General features: G+C 58.0%; 22 protein-coding genes and 1 pseudogene. 15 read left to right on the top strand and 8 right to left on the bottom strand.

The window, feature by feature from the left end; all coding sequences use genetic code 11:
* Positions 1 to 22 precede the first annotated feature (22 nt).
* The 5 genes from AC0L2Z_RS25535 to msuE are packed head-to-tail and all read right to left on the bottom strand — an operon-like array spanning position 23 to position 4,603.
* Entirely contained in the window at positions 23 to 1,060 is a 1,038-nt protein-coding gene (locus AC0L2Z_RS25535) for a branched-chain amino acid ABC transporter permease (RefSeq protein ID WP_473629627.1), read from the bottom strand.
* A 3-nt stretch (positions 1,061 to 1,063) separates the two neighbouring features.
* Positions 1,064 to 1,960 (bottom strand): branched-chain amino acid ABC transporter permease, encoded by an 897-nt coding sequence (locus tag AC0L2Z_RS25530; protein WP_473629626.1) that lies wholly within the window; start codon positions 1,958 to 1,960, stop codon positions 1,064 to 1,066.
* On the bottom strand, positions 1,960 to 2,853 hold the full coding sequence (locus AC0L2Z_RS25525) for an ABC transporter ATP-binding protein (RefSeq protein ID WP_473629625.1): 894 nt from the start codon (positions 2,851 to 2,853) through the stop codon (positions 1,960 to 1,962). The genes AC0L2Z_RS25530 and AC0L2Z_RS25525 overlap by 1 nt, the downstream gene beginning before the upstream one ends.
* Positions 2,854 to 2,909: 56 nt before the next feature.
* Positions 2,910 to 4,010, bottom strand: a complete 1,101-nt coding sequence (sfnG, locus tag AC0L2Z_RS25520) for a dimethylsulfone monooxygenase SfnG (protein ID WP_473482574.1) — start codon at positions 4,008 to 4,010, stop codon at positions 2,910 to 2,912.
* A gap of 23 nt (positions 4,011 to 4,033) precedes the next feature.
* Positions 4,034 to 4,603 (bottom strand): FMN reductase, encoded by a 570-nt coding sequence (gene msuE / locus AC0L2Z_RS25515; RefSeq protein ID WP_473629624.1) that lies wholly within the window; start codon positions 4,601 to 4,603, stop codon positions 4,034 to 4,036.
* Between the two features lie 421 nt (positions 4,604 to 5,024).
* Here msuE and AC0L2Z_RS25510 point away from each other — a divergent pair, with 421 nt between their 5' ends.
* The 12 genes and pseudogenes from AC0L2Z_RS25510 (at position 5,025) to AC0L2Z_RS25455 (ending at position 15,993) form a co-directional block, all read left to right on the top strand.
* Positions 5,025 to 5,210, top strand: coding sequence for a hypothetical protein (locus AC0L2Z_RS25510; protein WP_473629623.1), 186 nt, complete (start codon positions 5,025 to 5,027; stop codon positions 5,208 to 5,210).
* 508 nt (positions 5,211 to 5,718) lie between these two features.
* Positions 5,719 to 6,379 (top strand): annotated as a pseudogene (locus AC0L2Z_RS25505) (isocitrate lyase/phosphoenolpyruvate mutase family protein); the annotation flags it as partial.
* A gap of 54 nt (positions 6,380 to 6,433) precedes the next feature.
* A complete protein-coding gene (locus tag AC0L2Z_RS25500; RefSeq protein ID WP_473629643.1) occupies positions 6,434 to 7,642 on the top strand; it encodes a pyridoxal phosphate-dependent aminotransferase in 1,209 nt (402 codons plus the stop codon).
* A gap of 23 nt (positions 7,643 to 7,665) precedes the next feature.
* Positions 7,666 to 8,487, top strand: a complete 822-nt coding sequence (locus AC0L2Z_RS25495) for a phosphocholine cytidylyltransferase family protein (protein ID WP_473629622.1) — start codon at positions 7,666 to 7,668, stop codon at positions 8,485 to 8,487.
* Positions 8,484 to 9,122 (top strand): CDP-alcohol phosphatidyltransferase family protein, encoded by a 639-nt coding sequence (locus AC0L2Z_RS25490; protein ID WP_473533184.1) that lies wholly within the window; start codon positions 8,484 to 8,486, stop codon positions 9,120 to 9,122. The genes AC0L2Z_RS25495 and AC0L2Z_RS25490 overlap by 4 nt, the downstream gene beginning before the upstream one ends.
* A 36-nt stretch (positions 9,123 to 9,158) precedes the next feature.
* The gene (locus AC0L2Z_RS25485) at positions 9,159 to 10,325 is read left to right on the top strand and encodes an aminotransferase-like domain-containing protein (RefSeq protein WP_473629621.1); all 1,167 of its coding nucleotides are present in this window, start codon (positions 9,159 to 9,161) and stop codon (positions 10,323 to 10,325) included.
* On the top strand, positions 10,307 to 10,879 hold the full coding sequence (locus AC0L2Z_RS25480; RefSeq protein ID WP_473533186.1) for a GNAT family N-acetyltransferase: 573 nt from the start codon (positions 10,307 to 10,309) through the stop codon (positions 10,877 to 10,879). Before AC0L2Z_RS25485 ends, AC0L2Z_RS25480 begins: the two co-directional genes overlap by 19 nt.
* A 67-nt stretch (positions 10,880 to 10,946) precedes the next feature.
* On the top strand, positions 10,947 to 11,792 hold the full coding sequence (locus AC0L2Z_RS25475; protein WP_473533187.1) for a class I SAM-dependent methyltransferase: 846 nt from the start codon (positions 10,947 to 10,949) through the stop codon (positions 11,790 to 11,792).
* A 72-nt stretch (positions 11,793 to 11,864) separates the two neighbouring features.
* A complete protein-coding gene (locus AC0L2Z_RS25470; RefSeq protein ID WP_473533188.1) occupies positions 11,865 to 12,890 on the top strand; it encodes a succinylglutamate desuccinylase/aspartoacylase family protein in 1,026 nt (341 codons plus the stop codon).
* 107 nt (positions 12,891 to 12,997) lie between these two features.
* Positions 12,998 to 14,530 carry a hypothetical protein gene (locus tag AC0L2Z_RS25465; protein WP_473629620.1) on the top strand — a complete coding sequence of 511 codons (1,533 nt, stop codon included), beginning with the start codon at positions 12,998 to 13,000 and terminating at the stop codon, positions 14,528 to 14,530.
* A 130-nt stretch (positions 14,531 to 14,660) separates the two neighbouring features.
* Positions 14,661 to 15,482 carry a class I SAM-dependent methyltransferase gene (locus AC0L2Z_RS25460; RefSeq protein WP_473629619.1) on the top strand — a complete coding sequence of 274 codons (822 nt, stop codon included), beginning with the start codon at positions 14,661 to 14,663 and terminating at the stop codon, positions 15,480 to 15,482.
* A gap of 250 nt (positions 15,483 to 15,732) precedes the next feature.
* A complete protein-coding gene (locus AC0L2Z_RS25455) occupies positions 15,733 to 15,993 on the top strand; it encodes a hypothetical protein (protein ID WP_473629644.1) in 261 nt (86 codons plus the stop codon).
* Between the two features lie 138 nt (positions 15,994 to 16,131).
* Here AC0L2Z_RS25455 and AC0L2Z_RS25450 read toward each other — a convergent pair whose 3' ends face one another.
* Positions 16,132 to 17,625, bottom strand: coding sequence for an alkaline phosphatase family protein (locus AC0L2Z_RS25450; RefSeq protein WP_473629618.1), 1,494 nt, complete (start codon positions 17,623 to 17,625; stop codon positions 16,132 to 16,134).
* Positions 17,626 to 18,060: 435 nt separating this feature from the next.
* The gene (locus AC0L2Z_RS25445; protein ID WP_473533192.1) at positions 18,061 to 18,357 is read right to left on the bottom strand and encodes a YciI family protein; all 297 of its coding nucleotides are present in this window, start codon (positions 18,355 to 18,357) and stop codon (positions 18,061 to 18,063) included.
* A 422-nt stretch (positions 18,358 to 18,779) separates the two neighbouring features.
* Between AC0L2Z_RS25445 and AC0L2Z_RS25440 the strand changes: the two genes are divergently transcribed.
* The 3 genes from AC0L2Z_RS25440 to AC0L2Z_RS25430 are packed head-to-tail and all read left to right on the top strand — an operon-like array spanning position 18,780 to position 21,438.
* Positions 18,780 to 20,048, top strand: coding sequence for an extracellular solute-binding protein (locus tag AC0L2Z_RS25440; RefSeq protein WP_473629617.1), 1,269 nt, complete (start codon positions 18,780 to 18,782; stop codon positions 20,046 to 20,048).
* Positions 20,049 to 20,091: 43 nt separating this feature from the next.
* Positions 20,092 to 21,159, top strand: a complete 1,068-nt coding sequence (locus AC0L2Z_RS25435) for a uroporphyrinogen decarboxylase/cobalamine-independent methonine synthase family protein (protein WP_473629616.1) — start codon at positions 20,092 to 20,094, stop codon at positions 21,157 to 21,159.
* A gap of 60 nt (positions 21,160 to 21,219) precedes the next feature.
* The gene (locus AC0L2Z_RS25430) at positions 21,220 to 21,438 is read left to right on the top strand and encodes a RidA family protein (RefSeq protein ID WP_473533195.1); all 219 of its coding nucleotides are present in this window, start codon (positions 21,220 to 21,222) and stop codon (positions 21,436 to 21,438) included.
* 125 nt (positions 21,439 to 21,563) lie between these two features.
* On the opposite strand, the gene AC0L2Z_RS25425 is transcribed toward AC0L2Z_RS25430, so the two are convergent.
* Positions 21,564 to 22,817, bottom strand: coding sequence for an NAD(P)/FAD-dependent oxidoreductase (locus AC0L2Z_RS25425; protein ID WP_473533196.1), 1,254 nt, complete (start codon positions 22,815 to 22,817; stop codon positions 21,564 to 21,566).
* Between the last annotated feature and the right edge of the window lie 151 nt (positions 22,818 to 22,968).

The raw sequence follows: 22,968 nt of genomic DNA, 5'->3' as shown, positions 1-22,968 counted from the left end.
GTGAGAGGATGTCGAGCGGCGCTCAGCTGGACCTTGAGCCGATCCGTCGTTTCAGGCGGTCCAGGAGGGCCGACAGCCCGCTCGGTTCCGCGATGAGGAAGATGATGATGAGGGCGCCGAGCACGATGCGCTGGCTCATGTCGAGCACGCCCGAATCGAACAGGCCGCCGAACAGGAAGGCGCCGATCCGGGACAGAAAAAGCGGGAAGACGACGATGAAGGCCGCACCCAGAAACGCGCCGCGCATCGAAGCCAGCCCGCCGATGATGATGATGAACAGGATCTGGAAGGAGCGATCGAGGTTGAAGCCGGCCGGCTCTACGGTGCGCAGATAGGTGAAGGCCCACAGCACACCGGCGATACCGATGATGAAGGACGAGATGGCGAAGGCCAGCAGCTTGGTTCGCAGCACCGGCACGCCGATGACGCGCGCTGCCGTTTCGTTATCGCGCACGGCAACAATGTTGCGGCCGGTCGCGCTGTTGACGAGACGCCAGACGACGGCGGCCAGCACGATGACCGTAGTGACCGAAAGCAGGTAGCGGCCGGTGGCGCCGTCGAGCGGGAACCCAGCGACGATGAGATGCGGCGCCGAAATCACGCCGGATGGGTTGTCATTGGAGAACCAGCCGAACTTGGTCAGCGCCCATTGCACGAAGAACTGGGCGGCGAGTGTCGACACAGCGAGATAGAAGCCGCGCAATCGCAGGCTCGGCAAGCCGAACACGACCCCGATGCCGGCGGCCGAAATCCCGGCCAGGATCATAGTTGCCGCCAGCGGCAGTCCTTCGACCCGCAGGTTGAAATTGTAGGCGGCGAAAGCGCCGACAGCCATGAAGGCGGAGGAGCCAAGCGAAAGCTGGCCGCAATAGCCGGTGAGCAAGTTAAGACCGACCGCTGCCAGGCTGAGCGCCAGAAAAGGCAGCAGGATTGCCTCGACGAGATAGCTCGACGCAAGGGCGGGGATCAGGCCGTAGGCGACGACGACCAGCACGGCCGGCAGAGCCAACTTCTGCCAGTCGATTGGAAGCCTTGCGGCATCGAGCGCTCGCACGGCCATCGGTCAGACCCTTTCGACGGTTTTCTGGCCAAACAGGCCGGAGGGGCGCACCAGCAGGACGACCAGCGCCAGCGCATACGCGAACCAGCCTTCGATGCCGCCGCCGACGAAGGCGCCGAGATAGACCTCGGCCAGTTTTTCGCTGGCGCCGATGATGAGGCCGCCGACAATGGCGCCGAGGATGGAATCGAAGCCGCCAAGCACCAGCACCGGCAGCGCCTTCAAAACGATCAGCGACAGAGAGAACTGGACACCGAGACGCGCACCCCACAGCAGCCCCGCGACGAGGGCCACGAACCCCGCGGCCGTCCACACCGTTCCCCATATCCGGGGCAGCCGCAGCCCGACGGCAAGTGCCGCGAACTGGTCGTCGGCGACGGCGCGAAACGCCAGCCCGATCCGGGTCCAGGAGAAAAATGCGCTCAAGCCCGCCACGATCGCCGCGGCAATGCCTGCGGCGAGAAGGTCGAACGACGAGATCAGGATGCCGCCGACCTCGAAGGGCGTGTCGTCTATGCCGAGATCGAGCCCGTGCACCTGCGTGCCCCACATCAACTGGGCAGCGCCCTCGATGATGTAGGACAGCCCAAGCGTAGCCATGAACAGCGTCATCGGCGAGCGATTGACCAGCGGCCTGAGCACAGTCCGCTCGATGGTGAAGCCCAGCGCGACCATGACCGCGAAGGTGATGAGTAGCGAAAGCGCGAAGGGGATGCCGCGTTCGACGAGGCTGACAAAGGTGAGCGCTGCGAACAGCACCATCGACCCTTGCGCGAAGTTCAGCACGCCCGACGTCTTGTAGATCAGCACGAAACCGATGGCGACAAGCGAATACATGACCCCAGAGAGCAGGCCGCCGACCAGCACTTCGATGACGAAGAGGAAATCATAGTAGCTCATCAGATGTCCTCGCCATCGGCGGTGCCGATATAGGCCCGGATCACTGCCGGATCGGTCCTGACCTCGGCCGGCGTCCCGTCTGCGATCTTGCGGCCGTAGTCGAGCACGGCGACCCGGTCGGAGAGTCCCATGACCACGCCGATATCGTGCTCGATCAGAATAATGGTGACGCCGAGTCGGTCGCGCGCGGCGCGCACAAACCCGACCATCTCGGCTTTCTCGGTCGCCGTCATGCCGGCCATCGGCTCGTCGAGCAGCAGGATCTTCGGCTCGGCGACCAGCGCGCGGGCGAGTTCGACCCGCTTCTGCAGGCCATAGGGCAGCGTCGCGACCAGCCGGTCGGCGACGGCCTCGAGATGCAGGAAGGCGACTATCTGATCGGTCTTTTCGGCGATCATCGCATCCTCGCGCCGGGCGCGTGGCAGGCCTGCAATGTGTTCGACGAAGTTGGCGCGCCTGGTGTGGGAGCGGCCCGACGCGATGTTGTCGCGCACCGATAGCCCGCCGAACAGCGCCAGGTTCTGGAAGGTTCGTGCAACGCCCAGTCGCGCCAGACGGCTCGCCGGCACCCGGGAGAAGGACTGGCCGTCGATCGCGATTCTGCCGTGGTCGGCATGATAGAGGCCGCTGATGATGTTGATCAGCGAGGACTTGCCAGCGCCGTTGGGGCCGATCACCGCGCGGATCTCACCGCCTTTGACCTCGAGATCAATGTCGCTCAGCGCCTTGACGCCGCCAAACGAAATCCCGATCCCGCTCAGGGCCAGGATGGCATCCGCCTTTGCCGACCGGCGCGCCGGGCGCGTGTCCTCCACGGGGCCAGCACCAGCAAGAATGCGGGAAATTTCGGGCGCGCGCTCGTATGCGGCGGCTCCCAGCGAAGCACCAATCATGAAACGTCCCTGTTTTTTGAAGCAAAGCTGGCGGCGGCCCGAAGGCCGCGCCTGACCTATTCCGCGGCGACAAGCTCCCTGTCGCGAGCTGCTTCCAGTTCGCGCACCAATGGGATGACGCGCTTGCCGAAGAACTCGACCTCTTCCTGGAAATGCAGGAAGCCGAGCAGGATCAGGTCGGCGCCGGCATCCTTCAACGTGAGGATGCGTTCGGCGATCTGTTCCGGCGTGCCGATGAGGTTGCTGCGGAAGCCGTCATTGTATTGCACCAGATCCTCGAAAGAGGATTTAGCCCAATTGCCTTCGCCTTCCGGCGAGGCCCTGCCGGCATTCTTGACCTGGTCGGCAAAACCCTGGACTGCCTCGGGATTGGCCTTGACGACGATCTCGTCGAGCACGGCGCGTGCTTCTTGTTCGCTGTCTCTCGCGATGGCGAAGGCATTGACGCCGACCCTAACCTTGTGGCCGTTGGCATTCGCCTTGGCGCGGATGTCGTCGACCTGCTTCCGGATCTCCTCCGGGGTATTGCCGTTGGTGAAATACCAATCGGAGACTCGCGAAGCCATGTCGCGCGCCGCCCTTGATGAGCCGCCCTGAAAGATTTCGGGCTGGGGATCAATTGGCTTCGGCTTCATCGAATAGTTGGTGAAGCGGTAGAAATCCCCCTTCAGCGTGAAACTGTCCTCGGTCCAGATGCCACGCAGCGCACGGATAAATTCCTCCGAGCGGCGATAGCGCTCGTCATGGTCGAGCCAGAGTTCGCCAATGGCGGCGAACTCGCCACGGAACCAGCCGCTCACGACATTGACGGAGACGCGGCCATTGGTCAGGTGGTTGATGGTAGCGATCTGCTTGGCCGCCAGCGCAGGGTTCCACGGGCCGGGCAGGATCGCTGCTATGACCTTCAGCGTTGTGGTCGCAGCGAGCAAGGCGTGGCTGAACGAGACGGATTCGTGCTGGTTGTCGGCCCCATAGCCGGCCGTGAAGCGGATCTGGCTCAGCGCATAGTCGAAGCCATTGGCCTCGGCGATTTGGGCAAGCTTGCGGTTGTAGTCGATGTCCCAACCCGTCCGCTGCTCGATGTTGGAAATGACCAGGCCGCCGGAGACATTCGGGACCCAGTAGGCAAATTTGATGGCGTCGGAATGCGAACTCATCTCGTCGTTTCCCCTTTCATTGCTCAGCCGACGCGGGTGGCGACGGCAGCATTTGCGTGACTGGAGTTGAGCAAGGAGACCGCGTCAGTAGCGGCCCTTGCAATGCGCTCGATCATGGCTGCGCCGACGATTTCGCCATCGATGAAATCATCTGGCGCGCCGTAGACGCCGGTCGGGACGGTGACGGCACCGAAAAAGCCGAACAACGGCCGGAGCTGATGTTCGAGCACCAGGCCATGATATGGGCTGCCGCCGGTCGCCGCGAGAAGCACGGTCTTGCCCGTCAGCGCACGATAATCGACGAGATCGAACAGGTGTTTGAGGGCACCGGTGTAGGAAGCCCTATAAACAGGCGTTCCGACCACGAGCAAATCGGCCTTCTCGACGCGCTGGATGATCGCTTCGCCGGATGCGCCAAGTGCGCCGCGCGATAATCCGGCGAAAAGCGAGGGTGCTGCCTCCGTGATCTCAATCAGGCCTGTGTCTGCAGGCACGCGCAACGCGACCGCCTTGACCAGCGCATTGACCACCGCCGTAGTGCGGGAGGGCGTGCTTACGCCGCCCGATATTCCGAGAACCGATAATCGTGCCAAGTCATCAATCTCCCACACTTTGCATGCTCGCTAGGCCAGCACCAAACCAGGCCAAACGATATTCTATAAAATCTGTAGAGATAAGGAATTATGTTCTGATGTTTTCACGTCGATGGGAAAATGGGGCTGTTTGAAAAGGGGGTCGACGGTTAGGCATCGCTCTACCGCGATGCTGGGCGTGTGCTTCGAAGATTGTGGCTACCAACTCGATCCGCGTGCTATCGGGGGAGACTGTCGCTTGCACGCCAGCAGACGGTCGAGATGGCAAGAGCTACAGCGTTTAACTGCTCCCTCGTAAGTTTTGACAAACCGACGGGGCACTAACGAATCAAGAGGCCGAGGCGCTTTTCGTAACGATCGCGCGCCTGAAGAAAACGATGGCGTGGGCATCGTGTAAATTTCACACAAGAGTGGAAAGGAAGTGCTGACGATTGCCGGCAGGGTGACGGTCCTACGCGACGGAAGGAATATCGGCACACTGGCTTGGCGAAAGATCAAAGAGCGCGAGATCACACGACTCATGATTGGCCTCATTCAGCCGACAGTTATTTCCATCGCGCACAGCGCCAACTCGTCGAAGAAGTCCTGCGCCTCGCAGAGTTTGTAGCAAAGCGATTATGTCAATGCTGCTGTGCCTGCTGCGCGCCAACTTCAGCGTTGTGCGCGACGATACCCAGCAGATGAAAACCCGAGTGCGCGCGTAGATCTCCGGGGCAATCAAAGGCGCAAAGGACATACAAAGCCGCAAGATATGAACCGGATTAAACAGGACGTGCTCTAGTGTGGCCAAGGACATCATGATTACGGGGCGACCTGCCAACCTCGCACCGTGATATAGCTTGTCCACTGTCGCAATCCCGACAGAATGGTATCGTCGCTAACAAACGGAACCAGCCGCGCAAAGCCAACCTCTTGAAATAACAATCCTTGTAGCTGGCATGGCTCTTGCTGCTTGAGCTGTAACGTGCGCTCCGGCACAGAGCCGCTTCCAGCGGATCTCAGGACCATTGCGCATATGTAGGCCAAAGGACTTTTCTTCAGCGAGGTCAGGCGACGATGAGTAATCGTCCCGTTCACCGAGTTCATTGGACCTGAGTTATGGAGGAGGTCATACAATGAGCAAGGCGATTTCGTTCGGGGCGGAAGTCTTGCCGGCGACGGCGTCATCGACGGCCCTTCGCGAGCTCATTTTTTCCAACGACCTCACATTTTTGATGGAAGCGCATGATGGGCTTTCGGCAACGATTGCCGAGCGTGCCGGCTTTCACGGGCTCTGGGCCTCTGGTCTTTCCATAGCCTCGGCGCTCGGCTATCGCGACGCCAACGAAGCGAGTTGGACCCAAGTCGTCGACGTCGTCGAGCGCATAGTCGATGCGACGGACATCCCTGTTCTTGTCGATGGTGACAGCGGCTTCGGAAATTTCAACAATGCTCGCTTGGTCGCACGGAAGCTTGAGCAACGCGGGGCCAGCGGCATGTGCCTTGAAGACAAGGAACAACAAGCTGCCGATCGTCATAGTGCCGACCAAATATTACAAGACACCAGTCTCGGTCTATCGGGAAGCCGGCATTTCGACCGTCATCTGGGCCAACCATTCGATGCGGGCGGCGATTGCCGGCATGCGCGATATCTGCGGCCGCATCTGGTCGGAAGAAAGCATCGCCGGGATCGAGGACCAGGTTGCTGGCCTCGACGAGCTGTTCAGCCTGATCGGCTACGACGAACTGGCTCAGGCGGAAGATCAGTATCTGCCGAAGCGGACAGCTGGGCAACGTCCGAGCGACTCGGACCAATTCCAAAATTCGACAATCAGCTCAGGAGAGGCGCACATGCTTGCGCAACGGATGTCTTTGCTTTCAGGTCCGGGCACTGCCGCCGCCCGTGAGGCAGCCAAGGTTGCTGCCGCGGCCGGCCGTCAGATCATCGATCTGGCGGCCGGCGAGGTGGTCATCGAGCCGCCTGCGTCAGTTCGCAATGGAGCGATCGCCGCAATCAATGCCGGCACGAACCGCTATACGGACTCAATCGGTCTGGCACCGCTCCGGGAAGCCGTCGCGAAAAAACTGACGAGCGAAACAGGCATTGGCTGGAACACCGACGATATCGTCATCACCGCGGGCGCAAAACAAGGATTGCTCGATGCTGCTCTGGCTGTGCTCGACCCAGGCGATGAGGTCATCATCTTTCGCCCGTGCTGGCCGACATTCCCGTCCCAAGTTCTTCTTGCCGGCGCAAAGCCCGTATTCGTCGATGTCCGGCCGCCAACCTATGTTCCCGACATTGGCGCAATCCGCGCCGCCGTCACACCGCGCACGAAAGCCATCATCATCAACTCGCCTAACAATCCCACTGGCGCTACCTACGATCGAACAACGCTTCAGGCCATTGGCGACATCGCAATCAACTACCAGCTCTGGATCGTTTCCGACGAATGCTATTCCAGCTTTGTCTTCACTGGTGGACGCCATGAGTCCATCGTCATGGCCCATCCCGGGGTTCGGTCGCGGACAATCCTGGTAAATGCCTTCTCGAAGGAGCTGGCGATCACTGGATGGCGCCTGGGCTATTTTGCGGCACCGCCGGAGATCGTTTCCGCGGCCAAGAAACTGCAGAGTCACACGACCTCTAACCCTAACGTGATTGCGCAACACGCCATTCTGCATCACCTACAGGTTGGTGATGGCCGTTTCGAACGGGAGATGCACCGGCGATTGACTGATGCTCGTACCGTGGGGCTGCACATTCTGTCCGGCCTGCGCGATGTCGATGCACCGCGCGCCGAGGGTTCGTTTTTCTTCTATCTCGACTTGAGCACGTTGATCGCTTCGCTGCCGCAGGGGGGGCCCGTGCGGACCACAGACGACGTTGCCCGGTTGCTTCTCGATGAAACCGGCGTGGGCTCCGTCGCCGGCGGCACATTCGGTGATCCGAATGGTCTGCGACTGTCATTCGGGGCGCCCCCAGGCCAGCTGGAGCAGGGACTGCAGAAGGTCGTCGAAACGTTGAACAGCCTCAAGACCAGACAAGTGGCTGCCTGAGCCTCATCAGAAGGACATTTGATATGAGCAACCGTACTCGGACTGCCGTCATCCTCGCCGCAGGCACGGGATCGAGACTGCGCCCGTATACGGATTCCGTTCCGAAGCCTCTGGTGGAGGTAAACGGCACCCCTATACTGCACAACGCGCTGCATCAGCTCTCCGAGCTCGGGATTTGCGAAGCGACCATTGTCGTAGGTTACCGCAAGGAATCGATCGAGCAGTCGTGCGGCCGGCGGTTCGAGGAGGTGGAAATCGAGTATGTCCACAATCCGATATTTGACCGGACCGGCAGCGCCTATTCGCTCTGGCTGGCGCGGAACACAATGCTTGCCGGCGACACTGTCTTCCTCGAAGGCGATGTGTTCTTTGAGCGCGAGGTGCTGGAACGGACGCTTCGGACTGTCTCGGCGACGAAAAAGAATGTGGCGGCCGTCGCCGCCTTCACCGAAGCAATGAGCGGGTCGGCGGTCGAATTGGCCGAAGATCACTCTGTCTCCACGTTCGTGATGAACCAGACGCCGGCCCAGGCGCAGGCAAGGAGTCTCTTCAAGACGATCAACCTGACCCGTTTCTCTGCGGCGGCACTGCACGATCGGCTAGTGCCGGCTCTCCATCGCGCCGTCGAGAGCGGGTACCACATCGCCTATGTTGAACAAATTCTGTCGCTTCTGGTGGAAAGCCGCGAGCTTCAGCTTTCGGCGGCTGACTGCAGCGATACCCGCTGGTTCGAGATCGATAGTGAGGCCGATCTCCGGTTAGCGGAGGAGATTTTCCGGTTGCCGCCGGCACTTGCATCACCCGGTGCATCTTCAGTCTCACTCGCGGCAGGAGCAAGGAGATGATCGCCTACCTGCGTGATTACGCGAATGCCATCACTGCGCTCGCATACTTGTTCGCGGTCGTGGGGCTGTACCTCGCCCTCAACGGAAGGATCGAGCTCGGTGTCGCAGCCATGCTTTGGACCTGGTTTCTGGACCATTGGGACGGGCACGTTGCGCGCAAGACGAGCCACCTTCGCCGCCCGGGCGTGGCGGACTTCGGAAAGAGCTTCGACGGGTTCGCCGACTTCATTCATGGCGTGGTGTTCCCCGCGGCGGTCGTAATCCTCCTTGGCAAGGGCTCCATGCTGTCTCTTATCGCCAGTCTCACTCTGATTCTGGCGGGTGCCATTAGGTTAAGCTATTTCGAAAACGTCGGATTGACGGCAGACGCCCGCTTCACGGGCATCCCAGTCTCTTACGACACTCCCCTGTTGGCAGTTCTGCTGCTTTCGCGACCTCTCTTTTCTGGCGAGGCGTTTCCGACAGTCGCAGCAGTCGCTTTCATCGTGCTCGCAGCGGCACACGTGACGACCACAATCAAAGTGCCAGCCATTCGCGGGGCAGCCATACCGATCGCGACTGGATTTGCGGTGATCACTTCAATCGCATTGGCTTTTCTTACCGCTCCCCTCTCCCCACTCACCGACAGCCCCTGAAGCTGACCCGATGCACGGTTTTTGGAGTAACCCGTCATGGACAACATCCCGTTTGCAGACTTTGGCCCGGAAAAGGCTCCTGATCGAGCAGTTTCGTCTGACGGAGTGATCCGCCTCGCTCTCAATCATCCGCCGCCGGTTCCTGGTGTCTTCAACCCGCTCGTCTCCCAAGCAGTGGGCGACTTGCTTAGAAAGACGCCGCCAGCAGAACTGATGGCCACCCATCGCTGGATGGGTACCGAAGAAGACAGGCGGCAAGGCGCAGCGTTCGTAGGGCGGCGCCTGGGTGCATCTCCGAGCCCTGAACGAATTGTTGTGACCCACAGCACTCAGGCAGCGGTTCACATGCTTCTTCCAGCGATCGTTGGCAATGGCCGACCTCTCGCGGTCGAGCAGATGACCTATCCACCAATCCGGTCATTTGCAGCCCGCTACGGAATTCCGGTCGTAGACGTCGGAACCGATGAGAACGGTCTCGATCCAGATTCATTCAAGCAGATTTGTCGGCACAATAGACCTGCCGCACTCTATTTGCTCTCTACTTTTCAAAATCCGACAACCGTAACCATTCCGATGGATCGGCGGAAAGATATTGCCAACATTGCTCGTCAATACAACGTCCAGCTCATTGAAGATGATGTGTATAGCCTATTAGCGTCATCCCCACTGCCGCCCATCTCTGCTTTCGTGCCGGAACTCTCCTGGTACTTGCTTGGCACGGCAAAGAGCCTTTCCGCGGGGCTAAAGCTGGCCTTCGTCATGGCGCCGACCAAGGCGGAGGCTGAACGGGCATTTTGGCCGGGCGTCAGGGCAACGTACTGGATGGCGTCTCCTATGAGCGCAGCTCTCATGGCTGAACTGATCTCGACTGGCAAAGACCTGGAGATCTTAGCTGCCGTGAAGGCTGAACTCAGTATTCGTCAGCAGATGGTCGCAAAAGGTCTACGAGGCTATTCGCTTGCCAGTGATCCGGGTTGTCTTCATGTTTGGATCCCGCTGAAGGATGCGTCCGGTGGAGACATCGCGGCGGCAGCCCTTGAACGCGGCGTTCAGGTGGCTACGAGCATATCCTACGCCCGAAATGATTGGATCCCCCCTGAAGCAATAAGGATTGGCATCGGGAATCCCGAGAGCCGGCCTGTGCTGGAAGACGCGATTTCGAGAATTCGCCAGGCACTTTCCTCATGCTCGCCGGCGTCGTGAACGAATGGGGGAAGAAACAAATGATCACAGAACCGGCAGCATATGCCAAGCATAGTCCGGCAGGCCTGACGATAGACGCTAGACTGATCACTTTCGACGATGGCGAAGCTTTAAGGCGTCGCGTACTCCGCCCGGGAAACAACGCATGGCGCTTTCCTTTCTCTCCCTCGTCCGACTTCTTCCATATGGGTGCATTCATAGAGCACCACCTGGCTTCGGTCGTCTCTTTCCTGATTGAACCGTCGCCTGATCCCTTCAGCCACTCCGGCCCCAATTGGCGGCTTCGGGGCATGGCGACCGAACCCGGTATGCAAAGCCACGGGATCGGTGGAATTCTGCTCGAAGAGGGAGTCTTGGAAGTCAGCAGGCGGAACGGTTCAATCGTTTGGTGTTACGGCAGAACAACCGCCGGACGATTCTACCGGAGGCATGGCTTTCAACCGTTTGGCGATGTCTTCGACATACCCGATGCCGGTCTCCATTCCCTGCTTGTTCGACACATCGAGCCAATCAGCTTCAGCGGCAAGTACAGCCGCCAACCTCGAAGCACATGATTTAACACGGCGGCGAGCCTGGTCCGTCAAACCGCTGGTGAAGACAAGAATTATAGGAAATTGATAGATGAACCAACTTTCATTGAAACCGACTGCGGCAGCCCCGAACTGGTCGATCTACACGGGTGCGGCTGGCCACTATCAAGCCACGAGACCGGATTATCCTACTGCATGCCCTGAGTGGATTTTGGAGGAACTCCCTCCTTCAGCCGAAACAAGGCTCGCCGTTGATGTTGGCTGCGGCACCGGCATCTTCACCCGGCGTATCGCTGACGCCTTCGACAAAGCCGATAGGATCTTAGGGATCGAGCCGAATGATGATATGCGCGCTCAAGCGATGCTCGCATCAGAAACACCCTCAAATATCACATATATACCAGGTTCATCCGAAGCATTGCCGGTCGATGCAAAGTCGGCGATTCTAGTGACTGCCGCGTCGGCAGCCCATTGGTTCGATCTGCCGAAGTTTTATAGTGAGGCTGCGAGAGTCCTCCGCTCCGACGGCGCCGTCGCCATTGTCCAAAACAAACGGCGCTGGTGGGACAGCCCATTCCTCGACGCTTACGAACAGTTCCACGAGCGGTTTGTCCCTGGCTATCGCAGAGGCACGTTCCCGGATCGGTTCGGCGGGTTTGCCGCGGAGACCTTCGTAAATGATCTCACGAAGCACGATCAGTTTCGTGGCGTTCGCCAATCATCATGGGATTGGAACAGGAGCTTGTCGAAGGCTGATTTCAAGACGCTGAGCCTTTCCACAAGTCACACAAGACGAGCATTGGCCGGCAACGGTGAGAGCGTGGTGATGAAGGCCTTGGACGATCTCCTCGATCTCTTTTCGGGCACGGAAGGGCACCTTGACGTCCCGTACGTGACGGAAGTGACGATGGCGAAGCGTTTGCCCCTTCGTACCTAGTAAACCCCGAAGGCAAGCACCCTGCCAACGCTGGTAGCAGGATAGAGCGTCGTGGTGCTCAGGAGGGTCCCAATGAACGAAAAGAGCCGGGTTAGTACAAACATCAACTTCGACGCTGACGGTATCTCGCATGGTTACCTACAGGTTCCCCATTCGACGACCGACTCTGCCTATGGCTGGATCCCGGTCCCCGTCACCGTTATCAAGAACGGCTATGGTCCCAGCGTCCTGCTGATGGCCGGTAATCACGGCGACGAATATGAAGGCCAAATTTTGCTCATGAAACTTTTACGCGGCCTTTCTGCTGACCAAGTTACAGGACGCCTTATTATTCTACCGGGCGTCAACTCTCCCGCCGTGGCAGCGGGCCAGAGAGTCTCTCCTATTGATGGCGGAAACCTGAACCGCCTCTTCCCGGGCGATGCAGATGGCACACCTACCCAAATGATCGCGCACTATATAGACAGCGTCTTGCTTCCGCTCGTTCGTTATTGCTTCGATTTCCACTCGGGTGGCTATTCTTTGGAATACATCCCATCTGCCCACCTGGTAGCGCCGTCGGAACTATCCCTCAGGAAAGAGGCACTCGGATTCCTCAACGCGTTCGGCATGCCGAACAGCATCCTCATTGAAGGTTTGGCGAATGACGATCAACTTCTTCTCGGCTCGTGTCGTCGGCGGGGCGTTGGGCATATGTCGACGGAATTGGGCGGCGCAGCGGCCTTCTCTGTCGACGCATTTCGAGCAGCTGAACGAGGGCTCCCTCGGCTGTTGCGTCACGTTGGCGTTTTAGCTCCGAACGACCATACAGAACCCGCACCCTCGACAAGATTTTATCTTCGGCAACCGGCGCGAGAATTGATCTTCGCGACCGACAGTGGCGTCTTCGAAGCGTACGTGAAGCTCGGGGACGCAGTCAACGAAGGGGATTTGGCGGGGCAGATCCACTTTCCCGAAATACCCTGGCGAGCTCCCGAGACGATGTTCTTCCCGACAGGAGGGGTAATTTTAGCAAAACGAGCTCCCGCTCGAGCGAGGATCGGAGATTGTTTGTTCGCTCTCGGCGTGCCCGGCCTGGCGGAGGCATCTGATGATTAGCAATTGACCATTCCGTTTAGCGCCGGTCCGCCCGCAAATAAACAATGCCCGGTTCTGTGCGATCGCGGGTCAGAGATCTATCAGACCAAAACTCTTGGAGATTGCCGGTGCCTTCGTCCGATCCTCTAACAAATCCGAGTATCGATAAATTCCCGGGAAGCACCACGGATGCGGTTTATCAGAACCTCGGAGTGCGTCCAATTATCAACTGTACCGCTACACGAACTAGTTTTGGCGGCAGCAATCCTACGCAAAACGTGTTGGATGCAATGTCGGCCGCCGCGCGTGCATTTGTCGATCTCGACGAGCTCGCAGAGGCAGTGGGAGCGCAGATCGGAAGGCTTGCCAATGCACAATGGGGTATCGTTACTGCGGGGAGTACGGCAGCACTCGCGCTTGCGGCCGCAGCGTGCATCGCAGGTGGTGATCCCGAAATCATGCTGAGGCTACCCGACACGACCGATCTCCCAAATGGCATTATCGTGTTTAAAACGCATCGATTCGCATATGACATGGTAATGCGGCAGGTCGGCGCAAAGTTGATTGAGGTATCTAATCAACGTGAGCTCAACGACGCACTTTCCCGCGAACCCGTCATGATTTGTCTGTTAGCCCGCGCTGAGAATGAGGGCTTCGTTCAGCTTGAAAATCTCAAAGAACAAGCGAGCGGGATTCCGATCGTAGTCGATGCAGCGAGTTGTGCGCCGAAATCTCCCGATCCATGGATCGCACGCGGCGCCGATTTGGTTATCTATTCCGGCGGAAAATGCCTTCGAGGCCCACAATCGAGTGGCTTCCTGATCGGGCGTAAAGACTTATGCCAGGCGGCTTGGCTAAATGGACCGCCGCACTACAGCATCGGCCGCGGGATGAAAGTCGGGAAGGAGGAGATCGTTGGTGCTGTGACGGCGCTGGAAGACTGGCTGTCCGGCAGGACGAGGGTTGACGGAGATTATTGGCTCTCCCTCCTCGATACAATTGCTAAACCTTTGAGCAAATTTTCGATCGTCAGAGAGGTGCTTCCCGCCAATCAAAGCTTTGGCCAGATCGCACCTCGCCTTCGCCTGTCTTGGCCCAGCGAGTCCATCGTCTCTGGCGCCGCACTCTGTAAATCTATTCTCGAGCGCCACCGCGTAAAATTGCAGGATTTCTGGGTGGCCGGCACTTCCATAATTATTGATCCTCTTAGCATCCAGTCTCCTGCAGAGGCTGAAACTGTCGGCTATGCGCTAGCTGAAGCGTTCGACGCGGAATTGAATGCATCACAATCGACACCAGAGAAGGCCGCACCGCGATGGGACGCGACGGGAGAGTGGCGCTTGGTTGTCGATTATTTGCACCGGCGGTCATTCCATGAGCTTAAGCTCAAGCAACAATGCGACGGGCTTGTTGCAGGCGTTCATCACGGCCGCTTCGGGAGCGGGACTGTTGCTGGGGCTGTAATTGGGAACGCGATAACACTCCATTCCCAGATTTCCTGCGGCCCCCTCCAGCTATTTTTCGAATTCAGTGGTGCTCTATCGGAGGGGGCGGTCAAAGGAGTGGTTACAACTGGCGCAGCGATGGAGGAACACATCGGTTCAGACTTGTGCAGCCAATTCGGAAAAGGCTCATGGAACGGCGTCCGTCTTGGATGCTAGTGGCGGGGGCCGACCAAATACCAGGATGCGATCACTTTCGTACGAACCCGAAACGTTGCTGCACGCTGCACCATAGGCGAACCAATGCCGGTCGCATTTCTAAGGCATGGTTCGCAAAAGGGAAGAACAAATGAACGAGGTAGGCTCAGCTCAACAAAACAGTCCCTGGGACGACTTTGATGGCCTGGGACATTATTATCGATTCCGACCGGAATATCCGCCCCGCATAGCCCAACAACTTCGAGCTATGCTTTCCAGCGCCGAGGGCGGACGCATAGTCGAGGTGGGAGCCGGAACAGGGCTCTTTACCAAAAGTCTTGCGAAGGTTTTTGGTCCCAGGTTCACGATTTTAGCGCTCGAACCCAACGAAGATATGCGACAGCATGCTCAGCTCCAGACCCCAATTGGGGCACCGATTGTATATTTGGACGGCGTCGCTGAGCAACTGCCAGCGGAGGACTCGTCCGCGCGTCTGATTGCAGCGGCAAGCGCCGTTCACCGTTTCGACAGACCTTTATTTTATAAAGAGGCCGAGCGAATGCTTACGCGGGACGGGTTGCTGGCATTCGTTCACTATGAACCCGATGACAAAACAAGTCCATTTGTGGACAATTTTCTTTCAGTGATTGAACGGGCCCTGCCAAGTTATCAGCGACGGCGAAGCTCAAGGCCTGAGGGTGGGTACTTCGACCTGAACATCATGGGCGAGCTGACCGAACTCCCCGCTTTTGAAAACGTCGGCCGCGTTAGTTTCATCTTTAGCGAACCGATCGATTGGGAGACATTCAAAAACCGGGCGCTGTCTTTCACTATTATCCAGAAAGCAATTCATATCAAGGGCGAAGCGGAGGTCCTTTCTGAACTTCTCAATGCATTCGAACTGCACCGCAACTCCAACGGGATGGTTCGTATGCCGTATGAGGCCGAAGTCATTACCGCGCGCCGCAAATAATGGTCCATCAGTATATCGACTTATGCTGTCGTCGCCAAAACGGCAGCGCATATTTCAGCTCATGGGAGCCAAAGATTTGGTTCTGTTGCGTAGCATCGGTTACACGATCTCTCGGCCAACTCGATACGATATTTGCGGTTCACGCACATAGATCTCCTTTCGCGTCACGCGCACAAGCTCTTTGTTGCGAAGAAGACCGATCGCACGACGAATGGTATGACGATGCACGCGGCCTGTCATCAAGGGCAAGATGATCATCATCGAAATCTTCGATGGCGTCACTGGGCCTCCGCCATACCTGGATACATCGTACCAGATAACGGTCCTGCCGCTCAGGCGGATAGTTCGATACCGCGTAGGTCCGCACTGGCTGGACGTGCAGGTAGGCGTAGCAATCGAAGCCCAGCTCATGGCCGGCATCGGCGAGCCCGTCCTTCAACATCGCCTGGACAGCTTCTGGAACCAAGCATTCAACACTCGAACCTTCCTATTCGACTATACTCCGTTTTAGCTTCGGAGTTGCACGCCGGAGGTGCTCCGAAGGAGGCTCTTACCAGTGCGGTCCACGATCTGGTCGAGCACGTACGACGATTATTGTAGCTAACCCCAGTCGCTGGTTGCCTTCCGCCCTCGGTGCAAGATTACCACACTATCCCTCCGCCGTTCCGCCCCCGACATAGGTTACGGCTCCAACGTGAACACGGTGCAAAACCTGCTTGAAACTGCCGAGCCTCGCAGCGAAAGCTTCGCTGCAAATATCGATGACGCCCTTGTTTCCAGTTTTCAGAACTTCGTGCAGGATGCGCCCAGTCATAGTTTCCGGCTGCGCAATCCCGAGAAGGTGCAGAATAGTCGGAGCAAAGTCGCAAATACCGGAGGGGATCGCGGACACGGATCCCTGCGCGGAAACGGCCGAGCCGGCAATGATACCGAGGGCGGCAAGTTCTTTCGGGTGCAGACCGCCATGGACGCCGAGGCCTGTACGGCGGTTGTTGTCGTAAAAAGTGCCACCGACAAGGCCGGAAGGATCGACACGGTCGTCCGCTCGGAAGCAAAAGGAGACATCCGGCGCGCGGACATGATCGGCGAACACGAGATGATTGCCGAGACTTCCCGGGGCGACGCCCTCGGTCTCGTTCTTTGCGCGTGTAAAGACCGGCCCGCACCATGGCGCGCGCGTGATCGCCGCCACGAGCCGGGCGATCTGCTTCTCACTCCGATCGGCGAGATAAAGCGCGCCGACTTGTCCGGGGACCACCACGACATCAACATCGGATGCAGGCGTAGTGCCTGGCCGGAAGCCGGCGTCCCGCAGGTTGTCAGCCACGTAGACGCGGGTGTGGCCGGTAATATGACCGTGATCAGAGATGGCAACGATCTGCACGCCCGCGGCGTGGCCCTCTACTTCCCACCAATCGAGCAAGCGACCAAACTGCCGGTCGCAATGGGCGATGATGCCGCGGGTCGGCAAGGCGCCCGTGCCATGAAAATGCGAGGTGACGTCCGGCTCGCCGTAGGAGAGGATCGTGACATCCGGCCGATATTTCGGCCAGACCACCTCGAGGAACGCGGAGGTGATCCAGTCCTGCCCGGCCGTATCAGGTTCAACCTTCGGCGGCTCCGGTGGCAGGGCACCGACGCGGGCTTCGGCTTCCGCCAGCACTTCATCCGGTGTGCAGGCTTCGCGAAAATGGCCCGAGAGGCGGACGTGCCCGAAATCCTCCGCCTTGTGATGAAAGAAGCGCGTTGTGCCCGGCGTGTTGGTCGCCAGCACGGCAAGACTGCGTCCGGCCGAAGCGAGGATTTCGCCAAGTGTCGGCGCCGACATCAAGCGGCCACCGCTTTCCAGGTCGAGCCTGCGCAGGAGCACGGCGTCTGCCGTATCGATATAACGCGATGGCGAGACCGATCGGTCGACATATTTGTTGCCGACCATGCCGTGCCGACCGGTTGTCGCGCCAGTCACAAAACTCGGGAAGGCCGAACGAGTTTCGCTAGGATAGACCGTTCGATGATTTGACAGCGTCACGCCGAGCGACTGCAGGCGGCAGAGGTTCGGCGTCAATTCCGGAGAGATAAGGTCAGGGCGAAGGCCATCGAAGCTGACGATGAGCCCCTTAGTCAGCGAATCGCACGTGCTCATGGGCTGTTATCCTTAACATAGCTTACGAATGGCCTGCGACATGCCACACGGACATTGTCTCGAGACAGTTGACGCTCAAGTCGAAAGATCCAAGTTTAGTGTTTGACCGCCAGCTTTATGAAGAATTTCGCGGTATCTAGAAGAGCAGTTTGGGCAACTGGTATCTCCCTAGCGTAGCCTTTGATAGGCGTTCCAGTCGAGACAACGAGCTTCCGTTCCATGGAAGTGCACGGCTGTCTGGCCGCGCTGAATCAAAAAAACCTACCGACCCGCGATTACCGCGCCTACAAAGATCGTAGTCACCTCGAGCGCATGCTCAACGGGGTTCTACAGTTTTGCTAAATTGCGCACGCAGCGACAAGACAAAGAGATCATGTGTAGCCTTCGCAACTGTCCCGACAGTAAGGGGCTATCCCACACCTTATCAACATGGACCTAGAGCTCCACAACGCCAAAGAATTCTGGCTTTCCCCACAGTAACAGTTCGTATCCGGCGCGTAGTCCGAGGCGATAGTATGGATCGGCTTCGATAAGGGCGACGGCTTCGTCTTTTGCACTTACGTTGAAAACCCACAGTCCGCCATAGGGTGTCGCGCCTGGATACTGCCGCAGCGAACCGCCTATCGCAATCTTGTCCTTGTTCGTTTCGAGAAACGCAAGGTGATCATCGCAGTGGCGCTCTCGGATCCACTCAGCCCCGGTGGCGTCTTTGAAAATGGCGACGAGCCTCATTCTTGGTAGTCTCCTGATCGCGTTATTAAGCAGGTCCTAGAAAATGCCACTGAGTCACGGGAACTCACGAATCCTACTTCGTCATAGATAGACCATTCGGCCAACAAAGTATTGCAAATATACGAAGGACATCGAATTTTGCGATGGAAAACACTTAACTTCGACTCTTTGCGACGGGATGATTTTGCCTCTAGAGCCCTTAAGGCACTCCCAAAGCCCAAGATCACCCGATAAACATCGCACAATGACATCAATATGATCGTTTTTTGCGATGTTTGTCATTCAGGTGTTACATCTCCTTGGGAGAGCCAGACGGTGAATGCTGCCGTGAGGACTGAGCTTGCTGTTGCATCCAATCTGGACATCGAGGCCACGCGACACGGCCGATGGAATCTCGACAACCCTAACTTAGGACATTTTACATGAAACTTGCAGTTCCGTTGCTCGCGCTCGCGGGTATTCTCGTACCTGGGTTTATGGCCGTCGGATCCGCATATAGCGCCGATGACCAAACGCTCAGCGTGTCCTTTTCCAACCCGGCGTATCAGCCCATTCTCGAGGAAGCCGGTCGTCAGTTTGAAAAGGATCACCCGAGCGTGAAGATTTCGTTCATGACGCCCGTGGCCAGCCACGGCGAGCATCTTGCCCGTACGTTGCGCCTGGCGGTTACCGGGGGCCTTCAGGATGTATCTTTCCAAGCATACGATCAGATTGCCACATTGGCTCGAAAAGGCATTGCCACCTCGCTCGACGAGTTCATTGCTGCAGAAGACGACTGGAAGTCTAATGGACTGACCTCGGCTTCGATGAATGCAGGGAAAGTGGGCGGCAAGACTTACGCTTTGCCGTTTGAAAGCGGCACGCCAACGTTGTTCTTCAATCTCGATCTGGTACGCCGCGCCGGTGGCGACCCGAATAATTTGCCTCGGGACTGGGAAGACATCATCGCGCTTGCCAACAAAATTCATGGACTCGGAGACACCATTACCGGCGCGTTCTTCGACTACAACACGGCCGGCAACTGGACGTTTCAGGCACTGATGACAGGCCAGGGCGGCCGCTTGATGAGCGAAGACGATCGCACCATCGCGTTTGATGGTTCCGAGGGACGGAAAGCCTTCACCATTATTCGTCGGCTCGGCGAAACTGGAATGGTGGACATGTCTCAGGATCAGGCCTTTCAGGCGTTTGGAGCCGGTCAGATCGGCATCCTCACCCAGGCAAACAGCTATCTCGCAACTTTTGAGAAAAAGTCTGCAGGGCATTTCGAAATCAAGGCCATGCGCTGGCCTCTTTCCTCGGAGGATTCTCGCATTCCTATCGGTGGCCGCAGCATTATGATGCTGACGAAAGACCCGAAGAAGCAGAAGCTTGCATGGGATTTCATGAAACTGATGGTCAGCCCTGCGGTGCAGACCCGTCTGGTAGAGATAACGGGCACGTCACCAGTCAACACCATCGCGGTGGAGAAGCCGGAGTTCTTGGGCTCGCTCTACGCGAACAACCCGAACCAGCGCGCATTAATCGAGGCGCTTCCGTTCGTCACCGGCTGGTATACCTTTCCGGGAGATAATGCCGCCAGAATTGTAGATGTCATCCGCGATCACCTTCGGAACGTCGCAATCAATCGGGGCGACGTGAACGAGGAGCTATCGGCAATGTCTGCGGACGTGAAGAAGCTTCTTCCCTGAGAAGTTGCGCCGCCAGTCACCACTTTTTTTATGGGTTCTCACTATGCCTATTCAACCGCTCACCACCCAGATCGTCGGAAGCTATACCAAGCCGCATTGGCTTGCGCGTCACTTGAAAATGCGGGCGCTCGATGGAAGCTGGTGGCGCCCCGACCCTGAAGTTTTGGCGGATGCGAAGCACGATGCCGCGCTGCTAGCCTTATACGAACAGGAACGAGCTGGTCTCGATCTAGTCAACGACGGAGAGGCGCAACGCGCCTCTTACGACCGACACTTTCTCAAATGCCTGACCGGCATCGACTATGACCATCCAGACAAAATTAACACGACCTCCGAAGTGAGGAGCAATAAGACTGACTCGACCGGCCTAGACGAATATTTCAACCACAGCGCAACCAAGGCCCGTGTTGTCTCGGAAATTTCCTGGGCCGGCCCTTTGACGGTGGACGAGCTCAAATTTACAAAAGCCCACGCAAGTCGCCCGGTAAAGGCGAACCTTATCGGCCCGATAACGCTTGCCGGGCAGGTCAGCGATCATGCCTATGGCGGTGAGAAAGCGCTGGTGGTCGCAATTGCAAGGGCGCTCAATCAGGAGCTGCTCGCGCTCCAGCGGGCCGGTGCCGACGTTCTTCAGATCGATGAGCCCTATTTCCATACACGCTTAAGCGCTGCGCGGCAGTTCGGAAAAGAGGCGATTGAAATTCTAGTCGAGGGCATCGAGATCCCGGTGATCCTCCACGTCTGCTATGGCTATGCCCTTGCTCACAAGGTGAAGAGCACCAGCCCGACCTATCCGGAAGCGCTGGAAATTCTGGCCGACTGCCCGATCCAGGGCATCAGCCTCGAATATGAGCAACCGAAACACAATCCCGACATCCTGCGCTGTTGTGGGTCAAAGCACATCGTACTCGGATTGCTAGATCTGGCTAACCGGGAGATCGAGACCCCAGAGCATGTTGCAGCGAGACTGCAAGATGTGCTCTCGATCGTTCCTCCCGAGCGCCTTCATCCATGTTCGGATTGCGGCATGTGGTACTTGCCGCGCCAGGTTGCATTTGGAAAGATCAGCGCCCTGGTCACTGGAACCAATCTCGTGCGCCAACGGATTTAGAAAGCTTGCGGATGACGATCCGGGAAGGGGCATCAGTCCCTAGCCAGGATGCCTATTATCTTGAAAGAAGGAGCCCGCAAACTCAAGGTCAAGAACCGGGTCAATCTCGATAGCGGCAAGTTTCTCCCCTGCTCGGAAGCCGTAGTGTATATTGCGTCTTCTAGCGCTTCCGTGGCCGAACAGACAAAGACTTATTTGACGGAATTCAAGCGCCGGCTTGCCCAGGTCGGAACAGATAAGTCCAGACTGGTCTCGGCGACGATCTGGACGGACGCCTGAAGTTATCCGCAATGTCGCCTGGCTGCCTGGCTGAACGGCTCAACGCAGTATGGAATGGCTTGTTCCTGGCCGTAGGCCGGCACGCTCTTGCCTCCACGCGGCTGGAACTCCATCGGCAACAATCCCTATCGGGCGAAGCGCTGTGGCGAGAATGCTGTGTTTTCCTCTTCGGAAGGTTCGCGTATCAGGCGCGTCACGAGACGAGCCGTCTCGGGAGCAGAGGCAAACCCCATGTGGCCGTGGCCGAATGCATGAATAACATCCGCCGAACGTCTGCTTCGCCCAATAGCGGGTTTCCCGTCAGGCAAAGACGGGCGTTGCCCCATCCATGTTGATACATGCCGTCCCGGTCCTTCACACAACAGCGGAAACGCCTCGGTCACCAACTCGTGAAGGACCTTAAAGCGCAAGGGGTTTGCTGGCGCATCCAAGCCGGAAAAATCCACTTGTCCTGTGCTCTTGGTGCCGGAAGCAACCTTCCTCACGGTGATCTTCCGATCCGTAAGCAGGAGCGGGTGTCGAAGGTCTGGGCCTTTGCCAGAAATGATGATGTGATGACCGCGCTCCGCTTCCAGCGGAATCCTGTCACCAACTAAACCCGCCAGATTGGAGGACCATGCACCCGCCGAAATCACGACCTTATCGCATTCAACGCGATCATGGTCAGTCTTCACGGCCGCAAACCGGCCGCCATCGAAGACGAAATCGAGTGCATTGGCTTTCAGGTAGCGAACGCCGTTGGCGAACAGGAATTTTGCCACTTCCGCGACGAACAGGCCAGGATCAAGCGCATGACCTCCGTCAACCAGCACGCCAAACCGATATTCGTCCGGCGCATTCGGTTCCCTGAGCCGCAGCTCCTGCTCGTCAAGCTCTGTCCATGTTGCTCCCATCTCTCGACGAAGCGCCCAGGGGAGTATCTCGCGCGTATATGCTTCTCGACCGCGGTAGAGGTACAGGAGCCCACTCGCCTCAACAAGATGCGGTGCGCCGATCTGCCGGGCAACTTCTTGATGAAGGTTCGGGCAGGTCCCAACCATGGAGCTTAGCGCAACAGCTGTGGGTCGTACACGGCTTTCGGTCGCGCCATTCCAAAGAAAGCGTAACAGCCATGGCGCGAGCTTCGGAAGCCGCCACTTGTCGATTGTCAAAGGGCCCTTTGGATCGAGAAGGAACTTCGGGACCTGTTTCCAAAGCCCAGGCATGGCGCCCGGCAAAACCAGACTTGAACTGAGCCATCCGCCGTTCCCGAAGCTCGATGCTCTGGTACTTCCCGGTTCAGCAGGATCAATGACGGTGACGGTGTACCCTGATTGAAGGAGCGAATACGCAGACATAACGCCGATTACGCCGGCACCGATTACCGCTACATGAGGCATTTTCTAATCTCTAGGCAGCGCTGGCAGATGTCATGGCTTTCCGACAAACCGGTTCGTCGAAAAGCCTGTGCCCCGCATTGGGTGTTCCGCAATTTTTCGGTCGAAGGCCCGCCTCTGGCAAATACATCAGACACGGATTACCTCATTATCG

Source organism: Mesorhizobium sp. WSM4850 (genome assembly GCF_055811735.1).
The sequence above is the reverse complement of the archived record's forward strand: the minus strand, read 5'-3'. Positions and strand labels throughout refer to the sequence as shown.

Excerpts from the sequence above, each read along its gene's own strand:
- AC0L2Z_RS25525 (WP_473629625.1), bottom strand. The coding sequence starts at position 2,853 with ATGATTGGTGCTTCGCTGGGAGCCGCCGCATACGAGCGCGCGCCCGAA.
- AC0L2Z_RS25435 (WP_473629616.1), top strand. The coding sequence starts at position 20,092 with ATGCCTATTCAACCGCTCACCACCCAGATCGTCGGAAGCTATACCAAG.
- AC0L2Z_RS25460 (WP_473629619.1), top strand. The coding sequence starts at position 14,661 with ATGAACGAGGTAGGCTCAGCTCAACAAAACAGTCCCTGGGACGACTTT.
- AC0L2Z_RS25500 (WP_473629643.1), top strand. The coding sequence starts at position 6,434 with ATGCTTGCGCAACGGATGTCTTTGCTTTCAGGTCCGGGCACTGCCGCC.
- sfnG (WP_473482574.1), bottom strand. The coding sequence starts at position 4,010 with ATGAGTTCGCATTCCGACGCCATCAAATTTGCCTACTGGGTCCCGAAT.
- AC0L2Z_RS25440 (WP_473629617.1), top strand. The coding sequence starts at position 18,780 with ATGAAACTTGCAGTTCCGTTGCTCGCGCTCGCGGGTATTCTCGTACCT.
- AC0L2Z_RS25470 (WP_473533188.1), top strand. The coding sequence starts at position 11,865 with ATGAACGAAAAGAGCCGGGTTAGTACAAACATCAACTTCGACGCTGAC.
- AC0L2Z_RS25425 (WP_473533196.1), bottom strand. The coding sequence starts at position 22,817 with ATGCCTCATGTAGCGGTAATCGGTGCCGGCGTAATCGGCGTTATGTCT.
- AC0L2Z_RS25485 (WP_473629621.1), top strand. The coding sequence starts at position 9,159 with ATGGACAACATCCCGTTTGCAGACTTTGGCCCGGAAAAGGCTCCTGAT.
- AC0L2Z_RS25530 (WP_473629626.1), bottom strand. The coding sequence starts at position 1,960 with ATGAGCTACTATGATTTCCTCTTCGTCATCGAAGTGCTGGTCGGCGGC.
- AC0L2Z_RS25475 (WP_473533187.1), top strand. The coding sequence starts at position 10,947 with ATGAACCAACTTTCATTGAAACCGACTGCGGCAGCCCCGAACTGGTCG.
- AC0L2Z_RS25490 (WP_473533184.1), top strand. The coding sequence starts at position 8,484 with ATGATCGCCTACCTGCGTGATTACGCGAATGCCATCACTGCGCTCGCA.
- AC0L2Z_RS25450 (WP_473629618.1), bottom strand. The coding sequence starts at position 17,625 with ATGAGCACGTGCGATTCGCTGACTAAGGGGCTCATCGTCAGCTTCGAT.
- AC0L2Z_RS25535 (WP_473629627.1), bottom strand. The coding sequence starts at position 1,060 with ATGGCCGTGCGAGCGCTCGATGCCGCAAGGCTTCCAATCGACTGGCAG.
- AC0L2Z_RS25445 (WP_473533192.1), bottom strand. The coding sequence starts at position 18,357 with ATGAGGCTCGTCGCCATTTTCAAAGACGCCACCGGGGCTGAGTGGATC.
- AC0L2Z_RS25480 (WP_473533186.1), top strand. The coding sequence starts at position 10,307 with ATGCTCGCCGGCGTCGTGAACGAATGGGGGAAGAAACAAATGATCACA.
- AC0L2Z_RS25495 (WP_473629622.1), top strand. The coding sequence starts at position 7,666 with ATGAGCAACCGTACTCGGACTGCCGTCATCCTCGCCGCAGGCACGGGA.
- AC0L2Z_RS25455 (WP_473629644.1), top strand. The coding sequence starts at position 15,733 with ATGATCATCATCGAAATCTTCGATGGCGTCACTGGGCCTCCGCCATAC.